The sequence below is a fragment of the Chryseobacterium sp. Bi04 genome (assembly GCF_918698085.1).
Taxonomy (GTDB): Bacteria; Bacteroidota; Bacteroidia; order Flavobacteriales; family Weeksellaceae; genus Chryseobacterium.
The window spans coordinates 105,149-122,535 of sequence record NZ_CAKKLP010000002.1 but is presented as its reverse complement, the minus strand read 5'-3'; the positions used below and the strand labels follow the sequence as shown (position 1 = coordinate 122,535).

The window sequence follows — 17,387 nt, the reverse complement described above, 5'->3', positions numbered from 1 at the left end:
AAAAATTTTCGACAAATATAATGCTTTATTTAGAATAGTTAAAAATAATTATATATTTTTGTGGAATAATTCTAAATAAAAATAATGTTATGAAGTTACAATTACTCTTAGGAACTTTAGTGTTTACAGCTGCTACAGCGAATGCACAGCTAGCCACTATCAACGAAAACTTCGATACCTTTGTTGCGGGTCCGGCAGGTCCTGCTGCGGCATGGCCACAAAAAAACTGGAACAGAGTTCAGAATGATACGACTGGTCCATGGGTATATGCAGCCGGCACAACTAATAAAACGGTTCAGTATTATAGCTTCAGCTCATCCAATACCGCAGGTTACCTAATCTCTCCTCAAATTGTGGCTCCTGATGGCACAAAAACGGTTTCATTTACAGCTGCAATTACTTCGGGATCTGCATCGGGCGCTACCGGAACCATAGAAGTTGGTTTTGTAAACAGTACTTCTGATATGACATCATTTACTCCGATAGCCAGTGTAATCAACCTGAACCCAACGAATACACAATATTCTTTACCAGTACCTGCTTCTTCGGATCAGTATATAGCTTTTAAAATTATCGGAAGTGCCATGCACACGGCTATTCAAATGGATGATGTAGTCTATAATAATGCAACTCTTGCGGTGACGGAAAACACGAAATCTAATGAAGAAATCAGATTTGCAGTTAATACAAGTAATACAGCATTGGAGTTTGTGGCAAAGAAAGACCCTAAAAACATACAGATCTATTCTGCCTCAGGTCAAAAAGCAGCTGAAGGAAAATTAGACAGACAAAGTTTTGATATCAGTACGCTTCACACTGGGGTATATTACACCATCATTGAAACAGCTGAGGGAAAAACCATCAAATCAAAATTCATAAAAAAATAAGGTTTATTAGACTATTACCTTTATAAAGCCGGTGGGAACTATTCCTTCCGGCTTTTTTTATACTATGACTTCACTTCAATCAGAAATTAAAGGAAAACAAGACATAAATCATGTTTTTATTTAGACTGATTAAAAATAATATATATACTTTTGTGGAATAGTTATAAATAATGATTTAAAAATAAAGTATGAAAACAAAACTATTATTGGCTTCAGTATTGGCTCTTTCTGTTCAGCAGACTGTTTTAGCACAAACTGATGCATTGGGATACTCTCAGGTAAATATGACGATGGGAAATCAATACCAAAACAGGGTATTTTTTAATCTTGCAGATGCTAATATGACTTCCCAGCCAGCCAACACGTGGGATATTGCATTTTATAGAAACTCAGCCTTCGCTTTCGGCTCAAGAATTAATGATGCTCTTGACATCCAAGTATATGCAGTTTCAACCAATTTAGCTGACTGGGATAATATTAACCTGAATAATGAATCTTCATGGGGTGAACCTCTTTATAACCCGGATCAGACCACTGATATCAGTCAGGGAGCTTTTGAACAGGGCCCGTGACACCATCAACTCCTAATCAGATATCAACAGGCTGGGGTCTGTACAATGGTATCACTCACCATATCGATGGAAAAGCAATTTTTGTTTTAAAATATCCTACAGGGGCTTATATCAAATTTGCCATTGTAGATGCTTATAACGGCTATACTTTTAAATATTCAAAATGGGATGGAAGTGCCTGGGGACCTACCGAAACAAGAACGCTGGCTAATGGAACGGATGACACTTTTTTTAATTATTTTTCATTTAACACCGGTGCTAAAGTTCCCAATATGGAACCCTCCAGAAGCGCCTGGGACTTAATGTTTACCAAATATTACACGTTCTATATGGGGGTACAGATGTATCCTCTTTCCGGACCTATCCAGAGTCCAAACATCAAAGTGGCTATGGTACAGCCGGAAGATCAGGCTACTTCGGCCTATACGATCCCTGCCAGTACAAGCTTTTCTTCCAATATTACAACAATTGGCCACTCATGGAAGGGTATCAGCACTGTGAAAAGTGATGTGGTTTATTATATTAAAAAAGGAAGTGACTACTACAGAATGTATTTTGTAACCAATGGGGGCGCAACTACCGGAAATATGTATTTCAAATACAAAAAAATTACAGCGACCCTGGGAATAACGGAAGTAGGTAAAAAGGCCTCTTTCGGGATTTATCCGAACCCTACTTCAGCTGACAAGAAAGTTACGGTTCTCTTTGACGTCAAAGAAAGAGCAGGTAACAAAGGAAGCGTAGAGGTTTACGACCTTACCGGGAAACAGGTTTACTCATCAGAATTGACTAACCAGGCAGGTTTCTATAAACAGGATATTAACTTATCTCACCTTACTTCAGGAAATTACCTTGTAAAAATAACTTACGGTGGTAGTACTGAAACAAAAAAACTTATCGTGAAATAATTTATTTTAATACTTTCTATTTTTTCTAATAAAAGGGCGGTTTCAGAATATTGAAACCGCCTTTTATTTTATTAATAGATCTTAAATCCTTTGTATACTTCTGCTGAGCTTTCCATCATTCTGGAAGTGTCCCTGCGAAAGTCTAGCAGGTGATCCTGCCCTATATGCCTGTTATGATGATCAACACTTTCCCAAAGCTCTATCAGGAAAAAAGTTCCTTTGTTGTCTTTATCTTCAACAAGATCATACTGCAGACAGCCCTCTTCTTTTCTTGTTTCTTTTACAAGTTTCTGAAACAGCTCTACAGCATCCATCAGGTAATTTTCATTAAACTTAAAAAGTGCAATGATATGTAAATTCATTTTTAATTATTTAGTGATGTAAAAGTAAAATATTTTCAAAATCAAATACACTTTTGAACCTTTTATTTTTCAATATCAGGTCATAAATCTTAACTGAATACTGATTTATAAATAGTTATAGAGCTCATGACAATCACCAGCAGACCTATAACTATGAACATTTTTTTCACAGGAAGCTTTGCAGTAAGCATTGCAGAAAAGGGCGCTGTAATAATTCCTCCGATTAAAAGCCCTAAAATAATGTTCCAGTGCTGGATGCCGAGAGTAAGGAAAAAAGTAATCGCTGCCGTTATTGTCAGTATAAATTTGGCAACCGTAGAGCTCCCTACGGCAAATCTTGGAGTGAAAGCATTTTTAATTAATGTTCCTGTTACCAGCGGGCCCCATCCTCCTCCTGCAAAGGAGTCTATAAAACCTCCGATCACTCCAAGTCTTGTCAGATTAGTCTTTTTTTTAAGTGCTTTATTCTGTTTTCCTTTAAAGGCGTTTGATAGGATCTGCAATCCAAGATAAAGAGTATAAAAGGCAATAAGCGTTTTAGTAATCTTAGCATAATATTCTCCAAGATAGGTTAAACTTACTGCTCCAATGACTGCTCCAATAACAGCTGGAATGGCTAATTTTTTCACCAAAGTCTTACTTACATTCCTGAGTTTAATATGACTTATACTCCCTGCGGCTGTAGTAAAACTTTCTGCAGAATGTATACTGGCACTTACAATATGGGGCGGTATCCCCAGAAACATAAGAGTGGTTGTACAGATAACTCCGTACCCCATTCCCATTGAGCCGGCTACAACTTCAGCAAAAACTCCCACCAGAAGCATCCAATAAAAAATGTAATGGTCTTTAGCCAGAATGGTTAAAAGTTCATCAAGATACCCCCATTCATACATTAAAGAAACACCAATACATAATGCTGCAAGGGTTACAAAAAGTATATTGAGTCTGATCTGAATTTTTCTTGAAATCACCATAGTATAAAATCTTTATCACTTCAACAGCATCTCCCCTATTTCTAAGGTTTTAAAAATATTAAAATCCAATGGTTCAAGCTGTTCCGGCAGGTCTGCATCTTCTTTTGAAATCATAGGCTATTCATTTGAAGTTATGCAAATATCTAATAAAAATATTATCCTACCAAATAAGTAGACTAACAATTCAAAAAAAAAGGACCAGGTCAGTCGACCAGATCCATTAAAGTTTTTTTCTCAAGAATATTCAGTGAAGCATCCCGCACCTCAATCAGTACATCATGGAGGCCGCAGTGATCTTCATTACAGTCTTCACATTTTTCATAGAAGTTCAGGCTTACGCAAGGAAGCATAGCAATAGGGCCATTAACCAGACGTATAATCTTGGCCAATTTTACATTTTCCGGATTTTCTTTCAAAAAGTAGCCTCCTCCTTTGCCTTTTTTACTGTCAAGGATATCTGCTTTTTTTAATTCAAGCAGGATATTTTCTAAAAACTTTAAGGGTATCCTCTTGTGTTCCGCAATTTCGGAAATAAGAATAGGACCTTCATTTCTTTTTTCTACAAGAAATGAAAGTGCTTTAAACGCATATTGAGATTTTTTTGAAAGCATTACAGCAAAAATACAAAAATTGTTTAATATAGATAATCCCAAATGAAAGACTATCGCCAGGTCTGTTAATTTGTGGTATGGCCCTATTTTGTCTTTCTGCCTTAAATCATTAAATTTGTGTTTATGTTCAGTAAACAAGAAGCACAACAATTAAAGAAGGAATTTTGGACTGCTTTCGGGAAGTCTTTTCCCAGAAAATGGATCTTATATGATACCAAGGTAAAAGATCTCTCATTCAAATTTTCTGCAGACAATAAAAAAGCGGAGGTTTCTCTAGATATCGAAATGAAGGATGAAGTCTTTAGAAATGCATATTTTGAAAAAATCTGGTCTTTGGAGGATATTCTTAAAGATTTTATAGGTGATTTTCAAAAAGAGGAATATTTTACACTGGAAAACGGTAAGGTAATAAGCCGTATATGGGTTGATTTACAGGGAGTTTCAATTTTTAATAAAAATAAATGGCAGGAAATTTTTGAATTTTTTGTTAATAAAATGGATGGATTTGAAAGATTTTACTTTGAATATGAGGATTTTATAAAGGATATTTGAAATACTTACGAAATAAATACTATTTTAAGCCTACCGTTAAAATAAAAAAAGAAACTTATCTTTGCTTCACACCCGCTTAAACTAATAATGAAACTAATTAACGTGCTAAAAAATGAGAAAAGTGTACAAAAACATTTTTGGAGAAGTTATTTCCAAAAGTAATGCTGTGAAGCAAGATGAATATCATCTCTATTATTACGAGAAAGATTCAGACGTCTTGAAAGAAATTGAGTTTATTAGTGAAGACAGTATCTATAACATCAATTATTTCATAAGTGAAGACGAGAATGAAAACCAGGTATTCGATTACCTGAAGGAAAAATCCGACTTTTTTGATGTTGAGAAAAAGGATGCTGTGGATGGTTTCATTATTTCTACCAACAAGCTCTATTCATTATCAGTAGATGATCAGCCTTTAATTTCAAGAACGGTTTTCAATAATGATGATCCTGAAAATTTCATCTGTTCTCAGGTTATCAATAATGAAACCCAGGAGCCGGAACTTGAAAAGACTGTAAAATGCTGGTATACTACTGATGAAAATGGGGAAAAGTATGCGGCTATTGAATGCAGCTACCAGGAAGACGGAAAACTGGAACTTGCAGTAGATAAAACTTCTGACCCTGAAAATGAACAGAACTGGGAACATTTTGATTATGATACTTTCCAGGATCTGCAGGCGAAATTTGATATGGATATCAGCTATTACAAAACAGCTGATTTACTTCCTCAGGAAGCATTTCAAAAATAGTAGTCTCTCCATGATCAATCAAGACCATATGGAAAATAACTACTCAACTATTTTGGCGGAACGGAAACAGCCGAAATAAAACATGATTAATACTGTAAAAAACAAGAGAAGCTTTCGGGCTTCTTTTTTTATGATACTCTACTGACAGCCTGCTAAAAACAAAAAAGAGAAGCTGATGAGCTTCTCTTTTTACTTTCTATCCAAATTTCTTCTTCCTCAACCAGAAAAATAATCCTCCGATAAGGCCAATAATAATCAGTGGAAGCAATAAATTCAGCCACTGCCAATTGGTTTTTTCATCAGTAATTCTATGTCTGTCCAGAAGTCTTTCTTCAATATTTCTGTTTCTAAGTTCCATCAGGTTGCTGTCATCCAGCAGGTAATCTAAAGCATTTCTCAGGAACTGTTCATTTCCGAACTGTTCATTAGTCAATAGATCTACCCCCAACGGAAGAGGTTTTCCTTTGATCACTTTATTTCTTCCAACGTCTCCGTCAGCAATAACGATCATTTTATTTTCAGGGCTGGCCGCTTTGAAGCCAGGATAGCCTTTTCTTTCAATTCTTGAAGCATAGGCAGAGTTAAACTTCCCTTCCAGTGCTACAGCAAAAATCTTTGGCGTGCTTGGCTTTTCCATTTGCCCAAGACTGTCTACGCTGGCAATCTCCTTCAGATCCACATAATTAGGAACCTGTTTCAGCAATGTTCTTTCACTGGATTCAAAAAGGACCTTTGTTTTAATATTCTTTCTGCCTCCCAACGTATCTATGGAAGTGGGGAATTCAAATTTTACAGGATTGATATTTTTAGTAATCGGATTGTTATTTTCAGCAATTCCCAGCGGATAATATGGCCAAGGCAGGCTTGTATACTGAGGGTTTCCACTCACCTCTCCTGTTACTAGTCTTAATAGGGCAAACTTCTTCACATCCTTTACCAGGGCCGGATTAATCCTTACCCCATAATTGAAAAAGAAATCTGTCATATTGATATCAACCGGGAAAGGCATTACTTTTTTAGATCTTGTCAACGTATCCATTTCAGCATTTACCGCATCAATCATCCAAAGTGTTTTCCCACCATTCATGATGTATTGGTCAAGGATAACTTTTTCATTATCTGTAAAAGCTTTACGTGGTTTTGCAATCACCAGGGCGCTCATCTGCTTCAGCAGGGGAATATCTTCCAAGGTAAGCTCTGTCTGGTTTTTGGGAATGATAGGGCCTGCATCATAGTTTTCCATGGCTAACTGAACGAATCCCTGAAATTCATCAGGATTCAGCTCATCATGATTCACCAGGATACCGACTTTCTTTCTCCTGGCTGTGGCAATATTTTTAATATTGGAAACAAGGCTGTATTCCAATCCTTCAATAGATCTTGTAAGCTGCTGATCTGCATCAATACCTGCCTGCTGTACGACCAGAGGGATAGAAACCCCATTTTTATCGTATTTTATCACCGCATAAGGGAAAAGCGTGATCTGTGAAATTTTCCCGTCTTTAACATCGGGAAGAATGGAAGGCTGCATTCCCATTGCCATCAGGGTATCCTGAGACATTTTTGTTTTAATGGGATCAATAAACTTAAAGTCAATCTTTGGATTGATCTTTCTGAATTCTTCCAGCATAAATTTCGTTTCTCCCTGAAGCTGCTTGAAGCTTGCCGGAAAATCACCTTCCAGATACACTTCAACTGTTAACGGCTTCTTCACAGATTCCAGTACTTTAATGGTATTGTCGGAAAGGGTATATCTTTTTTCTTTTGTTAAGTCTAGCCTGATTCCTGAATAGGCAAGGATTACAACCAAAGGAACGATCATGATTAAGAAAATTCCCAATGGAGATTTAGCATTGAACTTCTTCATAATTTTACTTCTTCTTGTTAATAAAATGATTGGACAATACTAATGAAGCACCAATAACCAGTACAAAATAGGCAATATCTTTAGCATCAATAAGACCCCTGGTGAAACCTAAGAAATGCTGATAAAAGCCTGTATTTTGAAGGATAAAATCTGCTCCTCCCAATAATTTATAACTCGCCAGCTGCTCGATTCCAAAATACATAATAAAACACATGAAAACCCCTAAGAGGTAGGCCATAATCTGGTTCTGTGAAAGCGAAGAAGCTAAAATACCGACACCTGAAAATGCGGCAATCAGAATAATCAATCCGATATAACTTCCGAAGGTCATGCCAAGGTCAATATTTCCTTCCGGAACTCCTAAGACATACACCGTATAAAGGTAGATCAGTGATGGAATAAGGCATAAAACCCCAACAATCCATACAGAAAGGAATTTCCCGGCTACCAGGTCGGAAACTTTTAAGGGTTGTGAAAAAAGCCAGTTCAGCGTTCCTGTTTGTTGCTCTTCCGCAAAAGTCTTCATGGAAAGTGCCGGAATGATAAACATCAGCAGCCAAGGAACCAATACAAAATAGCTCTGTAAGGATGCCATCCCGATCTCAAAAATATTAGAATCGTTGTCGAAAAAGAACAGAAAAAGAGTGGCTATCAGACTGAATGCAGCAATAATAATCCATGCGCTCCAGTTTCCAAAGTAACTCCAAAGTTCTTTCTTTAAAATTGCAATCATAGTTTTTTTGTAAAATGTAAAAAGTAGTAATGGATTAACGCATACATCCTACTCCACAATTATTTGTTTTTTTTATTCTTATTAACGAGTTTAACAGTCATCATGATCAGAAATACAAGAACGAAAAATCCTGCAATTAATTGCCACCAATAGTCAATTACCATAGATTTTAAAATAACGGTAAATACAACCAGAAACAGAATAAATGTAGCAATCTCATTCGCCTGTCTTAGTTTAATATTAGGAATTTCCAAAGTATTTCCACTTAGCGCTTTTAGCTGAAGCACCTTCTTCCAGCACCAGAAATGGTAAGCTGCCAGACCGATAAGGAAGGTCAGTTTTAAATGAAACCATGGCATTTTCATAAGCCCGGGATTCAAAAAGATCATCACCAGTCCGCATACTGCCATAATAACACCGGCAGGAACGGTAATAATATTCCACAGCCTTCTGGCCATGAAGGTATACTGCTCTCTGAGAATTTTCTTTTTTTCTTCCGGAAATTCATCAGTATCTTTATAGTAAACGAAAATTCTTACGAGATAAAAAATTCCCGCAAAATAGCTTACCATAAAAATAATATGCAGCGCTTTGATTATTGTATAAAGCATTCAGAAAAAATTAAAAGCAAAGATAAGCTTATTATATAATTGATAAAAATAATTTTCTTTTGATCAGGAAAATATAATCAAAATAGATTTATATAAAAAATTGTTCGGCTCGGGGCAGCAAAGCTGCCCGAGCCGAACATTATATTTTCTTTACTCTGATCCAATATTAAGAGATCACTCCCAGTTCTTTTCCTACTTTTTCAAAAGCAACAATTGCTTTATCAAGGTGCTCTCTCGTATGGGCTGCAGATAGCTGAACTCTTATTCTGGCTTTTCCTTTCGGTACTACCGGATAGAAGAATCCAATCACATAAATCCCCTCATCCATTAGCTTTTCAGCCATTTTTTGAGCAAGTGGAGCGTCATAAAGCATTACCGGAACAATAGCAGCATCGCCATCAGGAATATCAAAGCCTTTTGCTTTCATTTCCGTTCTGAAATAGTCTGCATTTTCCATTACTTTATCACGAAGTGAAGTATCATCAGAAATCATATCCAGTACTTTCAAAGCTGCTCCCACAATTCCTGGCGCTAGTGAGTTCGAGAATAAATAGGGACGAGAACGCTGTCTCAGCATATCAATGATTTCTTTTTTACCGGAAGTAAATCCTCCTAAGGCACCTCCAAGGGCTTTTCCTAATGTAGAGGTAATAATATCTACCCTACCCATTACTTCGTTAGCTTCATGAGTTCCACGGCCTGTTTTTCCGATAAATCCTGTAGCGTGAGAATCGTCAACCATTACCAAAGCATTATACTTATCTGCAAGGTCACAAACTCCTTTTAAGTCTGCCACAATACCGTCCATTGAGAAAACTCCGTCTGTTACGATGATTTTGAAACGGTGATTTTTCTCAGAAGCAGCAATCAGCTGAGCTTCAAGATCTGCCATATCATTGTTTTTGTAACGGTATCTCGCTGCTTTACAAAGACGGACCCCGTCGATAATAGAAGCATGGTTCAGTTCATCAGAAATAATAGCATCCTCTTCGGTAAACAATGGTTCAAAAACACCACCATTAGCATCAAAAGCAGCAGCATAAAGGATGGTATCTTCAAGACCTAAGAAATCTGCAATTTTTTTCTCCAATTCTTTGTGAATATCCTGGGTGCCACAGATAAAACGTACAGACGACATTCCATAGCCATGAGATTCAATCATATCCTGTGAAGCTTTCATCACTTGCGGATCGTTGGATAGTCCCAAATAATTATTTGCACAGAAGTTTAAAAGCTTTTTTCCATTAGCTTCTATTTCCGCACTCTGCTGAGAAGTGATGATTCTTTCTTTTTTGTAAAGTCCGTCATTCTCAATATTCTGAAGTTCATTCTGTAGATGTTGAAGGTATTTTTCAGAGATCATTTTTAGTAATTTTTTAGATGTGCTAATTTACTAAAAAGGCCGTAAAATAAAACCTTTTATAAATTTTATTCTAAAAATCTGAGGTAAAAAACAGTTTTAACAGCATTAGTCTACTAATTTACTAGGATAATATTTATATTTGTTTAAAATTTAGAGAATATGAGATTGATCCCGGTAGAAAAAACAAAGAAAATAAGTTCAAGAATCTTTATCAATAAGTATATGAAGCCGCGGATTCCCATTATTCTTGATGATTTCGCAGATCCCAAAAGCCCGGCCTTTAAAAAATGGAACTATGATTATTTTAAGGAAATAGCAGGTAACAATAAGGTGAATATCTATGGAAGTGAGCTTGATTCTATAGATCGGGTAGCAAGCAGCCCTATCGGACAGACTACTTTTTCAGAATACCTGAATCTTATAGAATCCCAGCCAACGGACCACCGTCTTTTTCTATTTAATTTAATGACCGTTAAACCCGAGCTTAAAGAAGATATTATGTATAATGATGTCACCGGAGGCAAGATATTAAAATGGCTGCCTTTTATGTTTTTTGGAGGCGAAGGCTCTGTGACCAGAAACCATATTGATATAGATATGTCTCATGTTTTCATTACACAATTCCAGGGAATCAAGAGAATTTGGCTTTTCCCCTGGGAACAGTCTGACTTTATGTATAAGCTGCCATATAATTTCCATAGCCTGGCCAATATTAAAGATCCGGATTACAGAAAATACCCTGCATTACTCTATTTAAATGGTTATGAAGCTGTTTTACATCCCGGAGAGACCCTGTATATCCCATCCGGATGGTGGCATTATATACAATATGATACCGAAGGCTATTCTGTTTCAATAAGAGCACTTCCTTCCAGTCTTCTTGAAAAATGGCGAGGCTTTAAAAACTTAGTTGTGACAAGGAATTTTGATAATATCATGCGTAATCTCTTTAACGAAAAATGGTTTACCTACAAAGTAAAAATTGCGAAGGCAAGAGGAGCAAAAGCATCCAGAAAACAGAGAAGCTTTCAAATTTGAAAGCTTCTCTGTTTTTAGTATCAGTAAATAGTATAATCTTTTCCGCATCTCTATTAATGCTTGATAAATTTAATATTTTTCTCCTGAACGGTAAAGATATAGGCTCCCGGAACCAATTCTGAAATCCCTATTGCTTTACCAAGCTGATAGGTCCCTTTTCTCAGTAATTTTCCATCTATTGCATGAATGGAGAAATCTGTTGTTTTTGTAATTCCTTTCAGATAAAGCTCATTTTTCGCAGGATTAGGATACAAACCAAAGTTTTCTTTGTCTACAGAAGCAACGCTCAGGGTATTATCCTGCGTTACCGTAGAATTTCTTTCAAGGATCTGGTATTCATAATTAAACTTCACACTTGCTACCGGAAAAGTTACTGTTTCAAATAAATATTGATTATTAGAAGTATTGTTCAGGACAAGATAAACTACCTGCCCTCCCGTTCCCGTTACTTTTATAGGTAATGGCATCTCAAAAAAGCTTACCGAAGAGTGGCTCTGGGTCTGGCCGATATTAAACACAAGCTCATTTCCCAGCTGTCTCCATTTAATGGCATACGTAGGATATCCTTCCCCAAAGATCCAATCGTTAAAAAATTCCGTAAAATCTTTTCCCGTAGACTGGAGCAGAGAGGCATTAAAATCTGATGTTCTTACATAATTATAAGCTAAATTGGGTCTGGAATGATACTCTTTAATCGCCTGATAAAAAGCATCATCACCTAAAATCCATTTCAGCATTCTCAAAACATATCCCCCTTTTGCATAGCTAAGCCTTCCGTCAAATATTCTTCCTACACTGGAAAGACTCGCATCAGGAACATTTACGCTTCCCCCAACATTGCCTGTTATGAAATTAACCTGGCCTGATAAGTAATTCAGGAATTCAGGATTTGACATCAACAGTTTTTCGTAGGCTACATGTTCTCCAAAAGTAGCAAAACCTTCATTCAGCCAGATATCATTCCATGCACCGCAGGTGACTTTATCCCCAAACCACTGATGAGCAAGTTCATGAGCAATCAGCGTTTTACTCCATCCACTCATGGACGACATGGTCTGATGCTCCATTCCTCCTCCATTGAGATATTCCATATGCCCATATTTCTCATTACGGAAAGGATAGGTACCGAAATATGTTTCAAAAGTATTCATAATCTGCTTGGTCCATTCAATGCCGGCCATACTGTTAGGGTCTGCATTGGTAGACGGATATATGTAATTCACAAAAGGAAACGGCGGGTTTCCGATAGTATCATTCAGTTTTACATAATTGGTAATACCCAATGCTATCAGATAGGCAGGTGTAGGGTACATGGTTCTCCAGAATGTAAGTTTTCTTCCATTTAAAATAGGAGTTTCAGACATTAGCTTTCCATTGGCAGCGACACTAAATTGTAGGGGTGTATTGATTTTAAAATCAAAACGTTCAATCTTATCATTCAGGCTCTGCTTTGTAGGAAACCAGTCCTGTGCACCATAAGGCTCATTAAGAGTAGACATGGCGGGCATATTGGCTCCCTGAGTTCCAAACATAACCGTACTGTATACAGGATCCGGAGTTCCGGAATAGTGAATGGTAAGTGAATCCAGGGTATTAGCAGAAAGAGCGGAAGGAAAATTGATCTTTATTTCCTTTGTAGGAAGCTGCTGGAAACTAAGATCTGTTCCGTGATATTGTACCTGAGAAACAGTCAAAACATTCGATAGATCAAAATATATGCTTCCCATATTCTGATTCGGCTTAAAATGAGAGGTCACTGAACCTGCAATACTATTAATACCGGGATCCAGGACAACATCCATTCTTTGGTACTGAAGGTCATAATTCAGGGTATTGGGATTGATATTTCCTGCAGCCATCTTATTGGTGTAGGATTTCATTTCCTTCTCAATGAGCCCTTTCATCTCAGTATTTTGGTGATGCTTTTGTCCATAAAACGGTTGAGACACTAAGAATCCCAACATCAGGAGGTAAAATTTTCTCATAGGTACAATATTGTAAGACTCAAATATAAAAAAAAACCTTTTAATCATTGATTAAAAGGCTTTTATAATATTAAAATATTTTTCTATAGGTCCAGAGCCGGTTCAAGAATTTTTTCCATTCTTTTCTTCACCATATCTACTGATCCTGAATAATTATTCACCATTAAAGAGAAAACCAACGTTTTTCCTGAATTCGTTTTCAGGTAACCGGCTAAAGTTTTAACTTTATTTAAAGTTCCTGTTTTAGCGAATACCTGTCCGTTTCCTCCTCCGATAAACATTCTTTTTAATGTTCCGGACTGTCCTCCTACCGGTAGTGAAGTAAGGTAAGACTTATAGTATTTTTCGTCCATTAAAGACGTTAAAAACTTAACCTGAGAAATGGGAGTTACATTATTACTTCTTGAAAGTCCGCTGCCATCCATATAATTCAGACCGTTCATATCAAAACCGGCATCTCTTAAATGACCTGTTACTACCATTCTTCCTGAATCTGAAGTTTGATCTCCCATTTTCTGAAACCCTACAGTTCTCAACAGGGCCTCAGCTAATGAATTATCACTGTGCTGGTTGGTGTAATAAATAATATCCCCTAAAGTTGGCGATTTATACGCTGAAATCATCTTTCTGCTTTCCGGAGCGGCATCTGTCATTTTAGGAGTAACTTTTCCGGTAACAGGAATTCCGCTTTTTGTTAAAGTTGTTCTGAAAGAATTGGCCAGATAAGCTGGTGCATCAGGAAGTTTTGTTGTTAAAGCACCCTCTCCTTCATATTTTTCGGCATATACCATCTGGTTTGCATAAGGAGAAACGTAGAAAAACTTCTTCTCGGGAGAGAAATTCGCTTTTTTTACGATCAGCTTTTCATTAGCAGGATTTATTCCACGGGTTGTACCTACAGGCAAATAATAATTATTGTTCTCTAGCCATACAACATTTTCCGGAAGCATTGAAATATTGCCTTTGAAAAGCGCTGTCTGAATAATAATATCACCATTTACCTTTTTAATCCCTTCACGTGAAAGACCCCCTACGAAATCTGAAATAATATCCCTGTAAGACCAGGCTCCTGCCTTATTGGTTCCTAAAGAAGGGTCACCACTTCCTATGATATAAAGATTGCCATTCAACACTCCATTTTCATCCACAGCTCCTGAGTACTCGAGCTGGGTCATCCAGCGGTAGTTCTCTCCAAGTAAGCTTAAGGCTGTTTCAGTAGTCAGCAGCTTCGTGGTAGAAGCCGGAACTAATGGAGTATTCTCGTTGTACGAAGAGATTACCTTCTTCGTTTTCGGATCATACACTACGAATCCCCAGGATGCATTTTTCAGCACAGGATCCGCCATCATTGTGTTTACATTAATATCTACTAATTCTTTAGCCGACAACACTGTTTTCTCCACCACCGAGCTAACGGGTGAGGGCAGATTTAAACTGTTTTTCTGATTGTCATAGGCCTGTGAGTAAAGAACAGTAGAAACGGTAGATTGAGCCAGGAAAAAACCAGAAGCCAATACCGCTGCACTTGAAATACATTTTCTGAAATTTACCATCTATCTTTTTTTGTTCTATAGTTTCGACGCTATAAAAAATGATTAATTATATCATTCAATAAAACGACCAAACACTTAATCAACGTCCAAAAGTAAATATTATTGTCAGAAAACGGGTCATCCTCCCGTTATAAAAGAGGCTAAAGTTTGTTAAAAATTGTTAAAAATCAACAAAAATGCTTTTTTTAATGCTTTGATATGCAGTAATTTCATCAAATTCTTTCAAACTTATCAAAACCATACTCTTGAACTTTTCATAGTTTTTCCCACGGGGAAGTTTCAGTAAAATCTGAAATTGGTATAAATTATTCAGCCTTGCAATTTGGGCTCTTTCCGGTCCTAACACACAATCTTCAGGCAGGTATTTTCTTAAGATAGATCTCATAAACTGAGAAGCACGGTCTGCTTTATCATCTCTTCTGTGTTTCAGCTCTATCATAATCAGCTTTGTAAAAGGCGGATAATGGAATTTCTGCCGTTCTGTAAGGATATATTTATAGATTTTGGCAGGGTTGTTCATTTTGATCAGCTGAAATACGGAGTGCTCCGGATTATAGGTCTGGATCAGTATCTTTCCTTTTCCGGAAACCCTTCCTGCCCTTCCTGAAACCTGGGTAATCAGCTGGTAAGCTCTTTCTTCAGCTCTGAAGTCCTGAACATATAACAAGGAATCGGCTTTGGGAATGGCCACCAGTTCTATATGATCAAAATCAAGCCCTTTGGAGATCATCTGCGTTCCTACTACAATATCAGTTTCACCTTCTTCAATTTTTTCATAGAGCTTTTCATAGGCAAACTTTTTACGCATAGAATCCACATCCATTCTATCCACTTCATTCTCGGGGAATAATTTGGAAACCTCCTCATGAATCTGCTCTACACCGACTCCCCGTTCATTCATATTTTCAGAATTACATTTTGGGCACGTTTTAGGCTTTGAAGCTTTTTGGCCGCAATAATGACATTTCATTTCATTGGCCGCTTTATGATAGGTCATTACCACATCACAGTTGGAACAATAGTTTACATAACCACAGCTCTCACATTCCACAACATTGGCATAACCCCGGCGGTTGTGAAGGACAATAGCCTGATTTTTTTCATCTACGGTTCTTTTGATCTCGTCAATAAGCCTTGTGGAAAAATTTCCGAAAACCTTTTTGGAGTCCTGGGCTTCTTTAAAATTGATCAGCTCATATTCAGGAAGATTTACATTTCCAAACCTTTCAGTGAGGAAAATGTATTTCATTTTATCTTTTCTGGCGCGGTAATAGCTTTCCACGGAAGGGGTGGCAGAGCCTAATATCACTCCCGCTTCATAGAAACCTCCCAGCACTAACGCGGCATCCTTAGCATTGAAATAAGGGGTAACTTCTCTGGGTCTGTACGCAGAATCATGCTCTTCATCCACTACAATTAACCCTAAATTCTGGTAGGGTAAAAATAAAGCATTCCGGGTACCAATAAGAATCCGGATATCATTTTGCCTGATCCGTCTCCAAACCTCTACTCTTTCAAAATCAGTCAGCTTTTGGTGGTAAAATCCTAATTGCTTGCCGTATTTTTTTTCTAATCTTTGGGTAATCTGCTTGGTCAGGGAAATTTCAGGAAGCAGAAATAATACATTCTGATCTTTCTGGATACACTCCTCTATTTTCTCTAAATAAATATGGGTTTTTCCTGATGAAGTGACTCCATGCAGTAAGACGTTTTTCCCTTCTTCAAAAGCTTCATCTATTTCAGATTTCGCAAGCTTCTGCTGTTCAGAAAGCTCTTCCAATTCCTCTATTTCTCCTTCATAGCTTTCAATTCTATCTTTTTGCATATAATACTCCTCAACCAACCCCTTGTCTGCCAGGGCTTTGAAATGAGAACTTCCAAAATAGCCATCTTCAAACAGTTCAGCTTTTTTAACAGGAAGGTCAGGGTGTTCGGTCTGTTTCTCCAAAATAAGAAGGAACAGATCTTTCTGCTTAGGAGCTTTATTAAGCTTTAAAAGGATTTCGGTAAGGTTTTGATTGTTTAAAACATCCCCGCTAATTCTTACGTAAGCAACTTCCTTAGCTTTATATTTTTCAGCAATTTTCTCATCAATTTCAATATACTGCAGATCAATCAGTGAATTGATGGTTTTGATAATATCTTTTTTGGGAATAAATGCTTCAATATCTGTTAAATTGATAAGCTGGCGTACTTCCAATGCCTGGATAAGATACATCTCATTAACATCCAGATTTTCAAAGTTTACTACAGCGCCAGGCTTTAATTTTAAATATGTTTCACTTTCCAGCTTTAAAGAAGAGGGAAACGCCAATCTATATATTTCGCCTAAACTGCATAAGTAATAATCCGAAAGCCAATTCCAGAACGTGACCTGCTCTTCCGGAAGTATGGGTTTATCATCCAGAAGACTTATTACTTCTTTTGCTACAAAATTTTCCGGTGCGTTATCATGAAGTTCAAACACAATTCCCGTATAAATTTTCTTTCCTCCAAAAGGCACCAAAACCCGCATTCCTATTTGGATTTCCGGCATCAGGTCTTCCGGAACTTTGTATGTGAAAGATCCTTTTAAATTCAGAGGTAAAACAATTTGGACGTACTGCAAGGGAAATAT

General features: G+C 37.1%; 16 protein-coding genes. 6 read left to right on the top strand and 10 right to left on the bottom strand.

Translation table 11 applies throughout. The annotated features are described in order from the left end of the window. Positions 1-89: 89 nt before the first annotated feature. The 3 genes from LQV47_RS04845 (at position 90) to LQV47_RS04835 (ending at position 2,367) form a co-directional block, all read left to right on the top strand. Positions 90-887, top strand: a complete 798-nt coding sequence (locus LQV47_RS04845) for a T9SS type A sorting domain-containing protein (protein WP_230034417.1) — start codon at positions 90-92, stop codon at positions 885-887. 188 nt (positions 888-1,075) lie between these two features. Beyond that, on the top strand, positions 1,076-1,459 hold the full coding sequence (locus LQV47_RS04840; protein ID WP_230034416.1) for a hypothetical protein: 384 nt from the start codon (positions 1,076-1,078) through the stop codon (positions 1,457-1,459). Next, positions 1,456-2,367, top strand: coding sequence for a T9SS type A sorting domain-containing protein (locus tag LQV47_RS04835; RefSeq protein ID WP_230034414.1), 912 nt, complete (start codon positions 1,456-1,458; stop codon positions 2,365-2,367). Before LQV47_RS04840 ends, LQV47_RS04835 begins: the two co-directional genes overlap by 4 nt. Before the next feature lie 71 nt (positions 2,368-2,438). Here LQV47_RS04835 and LQV47_RS04830 read toward each other — a convergent pair whose 3' ends face one another. The 3 genes from LQV47_RS04830 to LQV47_RS04820 all read right to left on the bottom strand — a co-directional run bounded on the left by LQV47_RS04830 (position 2,439) and on the right by LQV47_RS04820 (position 4,317). Next, positions 2,439-2,729 carry a putative quinol monooxygenase gene (locus tag LQV47_RS04830; protein ID WP_047485551.1) on the bottom strand — a complete coding sequence of 97 codons (291 nt, stop codon included), beginning with the start codon at positions 2,727-2,729 and terminating at the stop codon, positions 2,439-2,441. An 89-nt stretch (positions 2,730-2,818) separates the two neighbouring features. Continuing rightward, positions 2,819-3,706 carry a sulfite exporter TauE/SafE family protein gene (locus LQV47_RS04825; RefSeq protein WP_230034412.1) on the bottom strand — a complete coding sequence of 296 codons (888 nt, stop codon included), beginning with the start codon at positions 3,704-3,706 and terminating at the stop codon, positions 2,819-2,821. A 203-nt stretch (positions 3,707-3,909) separates the two neighbouring features. Continuing rightward, positions 3,910-4,317, bottom strand: coding sequence for an Rrf2 family transcriptional regulator (locus tag LQV47_RS04820; protein WP_047485555.1), 408 nt, complete (start codon positions 4,315-4,317; stop codon positions 3,910-3,912). Between the two features lie 123 nt (positions 4,318-4,440). On the opposite strand from LQV47_RS04820, the gene LQV47_RS04815 reads away from it, so the two are divergent. Then, positions 4,441-4,869 carry a DUF4268 domain-containing protein gene (locus LQV47_RS04815; protein ID WP_230034410.1) on the top strand — a complete coding sequence of 143 codons (429 nt, stop codon included), beginning with the start codon at positions 4,441-4,443 and terminating at the stop codon, positions 4,867-4,869. Positions 4,870-4,981: 112 nt separating this feature from the next. Continuing rightward, positions 4,982-5,620 carry a hypothetical protein gene (locus LQV47_RS04810; protein WP_230034408.1) on the top strand — a complete coding sequence of 213 codons (639 nt, stop codon included), beginning with the start codon at positions 4,982-4,984 and terminating at the stop codon, positions 5,618-5,620. 196 nt (positions 5,621-5,816) lie between these two features. Here the strand turns inward: LQV47_RS04810 and gldG are convergent, their stop codons facing one another. The 4 genes from gldG to kbl form a co-directional block, all read right to left on the bottom strand. After that, positions 5,817-7,487 (bottom strand): gliding motility-associated ABC transporter substrate-binding protein GldG, encoded by a 1,671-nt coding sequence (gene gldG / locus LQV47_RS04805; RefSeq protein WP_230034406.1) that lies wholly within the window; start codon positions 7,485-7,487, stop codon positions 5,817-5,819. 4 nt (positions 7,488-7,491) lie between these two features. Then, complete coding sequence (locus tag LQV47_RS04800) at positions 7,492-8,220, bottom strand: ABC transporter permease (protein WP_230034404.1); 729 nt, start codon at positions 8,218-8,220, stop codon at positions 7,492-7,494. Positions 8,221-8,279: 59 nt separating this feature from the next. Continuing rightward, positions 8,280-8,831 carry a CopD family protein gene (locus LQV47_RS04795; RefSeq protein WP_230034402.1) on the bottom strand — a complete coding sequence of 184 codons (552 nt, stop codon included), beginning with the start codon at positions 8,829-8,831 and terminating at the stop codon, positions 8,280-8,282. A gap of 166 nt (positions 8,832-8,997) precedes the next feature. After that, entirely contained in the window at positions 8,998-10,194 is a 1,197-nt protein-coding gene (gene kbl / locus LQV47_RS04790; protein ID WP_230034400.1) for a glycine C-acetyltransferase, read from the bottom strand. 159 nt (positions 10,195-10,353) lie between these two features. Between kbl and LQV47_RS04785 the strand changes: the two genes are divergently transcribed. After that, positions 10,354-11,232, top strand: a complete 879-nt coding sequence (locus LQV47_RS04785; RefSeq protein WP_230034398.1) for a cupin-like domain-containing protein — start codon at positions 10,354-10,356, stop codon at positions 11,230-11,232. Positions 11,233-11,285: 53 nt separating this feature from the next. On the opposite strand, the gene LQV47_RS04780 is transcribed toward LQV47_RS04785, so the two are convergent. The 3 genes from LQV47_RS04780 to priA all read right to left on the bottom strand — a co-directional run bounded on the left by LQV47_RS04780 (position 11,286) and on the right by priA (position 17,378). Further along, positions 11,286-13,217: a M1 family aminopeptidase gene (locus LQV47_RS04780; RefSeq protein ID WP_230034396.1), complete on the bottom strand. Its 1,932-nt coding sequence runs from the start codon at positions 13,215-13,217 to the stop codon at positions 11,286-11,288. 83 nt (positions 13,218-13,300) lie between these two features. Then, positions 13,301-14,770 (bottom strand): D-alanyl-D-alanine carboxypeptidase/D-alanyl-D-alanine-endopeptidase, encoded by a 1,470-nt coding sequence (gene dacB / locus LQV47_RS04775; RefSeq protein ID WP_230034394.1) that lies wholly within the window; start codon positions 14,768-14,770, stop codon positions 13,301-13,303. A 160-nt stretch (positions 14,771-14,930) separates the two neighbouring features. Beyond that, positions 14,931-17,378, bottom strand: coding sequence for a primosomal protein N' (priA, locus tag LQV47_RS04770; RefSeq protein WP_230034392.1), 2,448 nt, complete (start codon positions 17,376-17,378; stop codon positions 14,931-14,933). Positions 17,379-17,387 lie beyond the last annotated feature (9 nt).